The 2,362-nt window shown below is 68.7% G+C and carries 1 protein-coding gene and 1 pseudogene; one reads left to right on the top strand and one right to left on the bottom strand.

The window, feature by feature from the left end; all coding sequences use genetic code 11:
* Positions 1–15 precede the first annotated feature (15 nt).
* On the bottom strand, positions 16–1,368 hold the full coding sequence (locus AC1D1S_RS20705) for an MFS transporter (protein ID WP_476995398.1): 1,353 nt from the start codon (positions 1,366–1,368) through the stop codon (positions 16–18).
* Positions 1,369–1,519: 151 nt separating this feature from the next.
* Here AC1D1S_RS20705 and purH point away from each other — a divergent pair.
* Positions 1,520–2,362: pseudogene (gene purH / locus AC1D1S_RS20700) on the top strand (bifunctional phosphoribosylaminoimidazolecarboxamide formyltransferase/IMP cyclohydrolase); the annotation flags it as partial.

Genomic DNA, 2,362 nt, shown 5'->3' with positions numbered 1-2,362 from the left:
GGCGGGGTGGGTGCGTTACTCGAGCCGGCGCTGCTTCGTCTCGGGGGCGAAGAACGCCATCCACAGCACGGAGAGCAGCACGAGGCCGCCAGCCAGGGCGAACGACGTCGCGAGCCCCAGCTCCGGCCACAGGAGGGCCGCGAAAATCAGCGGACCGAACCCGGCGCCGAGCCGGGAGAACGTCGAGGCCCAGCCGAAGCCGGAGCCGCGCAGCTCCGTGGGGTAGAGCTCGGAGACGTAGGTGTAGAGCACCGGGATGGCCACCTGCACCACGAAGCCGAACACCAGGAGCCAGAACACGGCGGCGGTGGGAATGTCCACCACGATCGCCACGATCACCAGCGTCAGCGCGGACAGCGGGCCGGTGATCGCCAGGATCCACTTGCGGCCCACCCGCTCCACCAGCAGGGCGGCCACCACCACGCCCAGGAGTCCGACGGCGGCCATCGACGCGGTGGTCAGGAAGGCCTTGTACTCCTCGAAGCCGGCGCCGATCAGGATCCGCGGCATCCACGTCAGCGACAGGTAGTAGACGAGCAGGATGCTGAAGAACAGGGCCCATGCCGCCGTCGTGATCTTCCAGTTGAACTGCCAGAGGGCGCGCAACTGCGTCCACGCGCTCCCTGCCGAGAGGCGTGGCGCATCCTGCGGTGCCGGCAGGCTGTAGACGCGGGCCTCGGCGCCGGTGGCCTGGACCAGGGCGTCGATCACCTTGGCGGCCTCGTCGCGGCGGCCCTTGCGGATCAGGAACAGCGGGGATTCGGGCACGCTGCGGCGGATCCAGAACACCAGCAGCGCCGGGAGCACCATGACCAGCATGGTCAGACGCCAGTCCGCGAAGGCCGCGACCAGCCCGGCAGAGACAAAACCGCAGAGGGCGGCGCCGATCGGCCACCAGCCGTCCATCGCGGTGAGCACCCGGCCGCGCTGTTTGCGCGGGGTGAACTCGCCCACCAGCGCGTAGTCCACCGGGATGCAGCCGCCCAGGCCGAACCCGGCCAGGAACCGGAACACGACGAACCACATGAAGTCGGGGGAGAAGGCGCCGAGCACGGTGAAGATGGAGAAAATCAGCAGGGTCGCGGTGAAGGCCTTCTTGCGGCCGATGGTGTCCGCGATGGTGCCCCAGACGAACGCGCCCAGCGCCATGCCAATGAGGTTCGCCGTGCCGATCCAGGCGGCATCGCCCGGGCTCAGTGACCAGTGCTTGGACAGCAACGGAATGAGGATGCCGTTGAGGGTGACGTCCCAGGCATCGAACATGAAGCCCAGCCCGCCGATCAGGAAGATCCGGCCTTGGACCTTCCACCGCCACGGCAGTTCCTGGACCACCTGTTCGCCGCTGGGCACAGTGGTGTACGTGTTCATCTTGGCCTCCTGTGAAAACTCTACGTGGCCGGGCCGCGGCCCGCGCGTGCTTCACACTCCGGCGCGCGGGAAGGGCCCGGCGGCGGGACGCGATAAACTTGCCGCATCCCCACCACCCGCGGCCCCGCCGCGATATAAGACGGAGACTTTTGTGAGCTTCACGCAGCTTGACCGTGTATCCATCGACCGAGTTCCCATCCACCGGGCACTGATTTCGGTCTACGACAAGACCGGTCTGGAGGAGCTCGCTCAGGGCCTGCACGCCGCCGGCGTCAAGATCGTCTCCACCGGCTCCACGGCCAAGAAGATCGCCGCCGCGGGCATCCCCGTGCAGGAAGTCGAGGAAGTCACCGGCTCCCCGGAAATGCTGGACGGCCGCGTCAAGACCCTGCACCCGCGCGTGCACGGCGGCATCCTCGCGGACCGCCGCGTCCCGGCCCACATGCAGACCCTGGCGGACATGGAGATCGAGCCGTTCGACCTCGTCATCGTCAACCTCTACCCTTTCGTGGAGACCGTGAAGTCCGGTGCCGCGCCGGACGACGTCGTCGAACAGATCGACATCGGGGGCCCCGCGATGGTGCGCTCTGCCGCGAAGAACCACGCCGCCGTCGCCATCGTGGTGGACCCGGCGTCCTACGGTGCCGTGGTGGAGGCAGCCGCCTCGGGCGGTTTTGACCTGAAGACCCGCCGCCGGCTCGCTGCCAAGGCGTTCGCGCACACGGCGGCCTACGACACCGCCGTGGCCACCTGGACTGCCAGCCAGTTCCGCGACGAGGACGGCGACGGCGTGATCGACTGGCCCGCCTACGCAGGCCTGGCCCTGGAACGCTCCGAGGTGCTCCGCTACGGCGAAAACCCGCACCAGCAGGCCGCACTGTACGTGGACAAGGCCGCCCCGGCCGGCATCGCCCAGGCCGACCAGCTGCACGGCAAGGCCATGAGCTACAACAACTTCGTCGACGCCGACGCCGCCCTGCGAGCCGCCTTCGAC

The sequence above is a fragment of the Arthrobacter sp. P1_A5 genome, from assembly GCF_056406825.1.
This window is presented reverse-complemented; position numbering and strand designations above follow the sequence as displayed.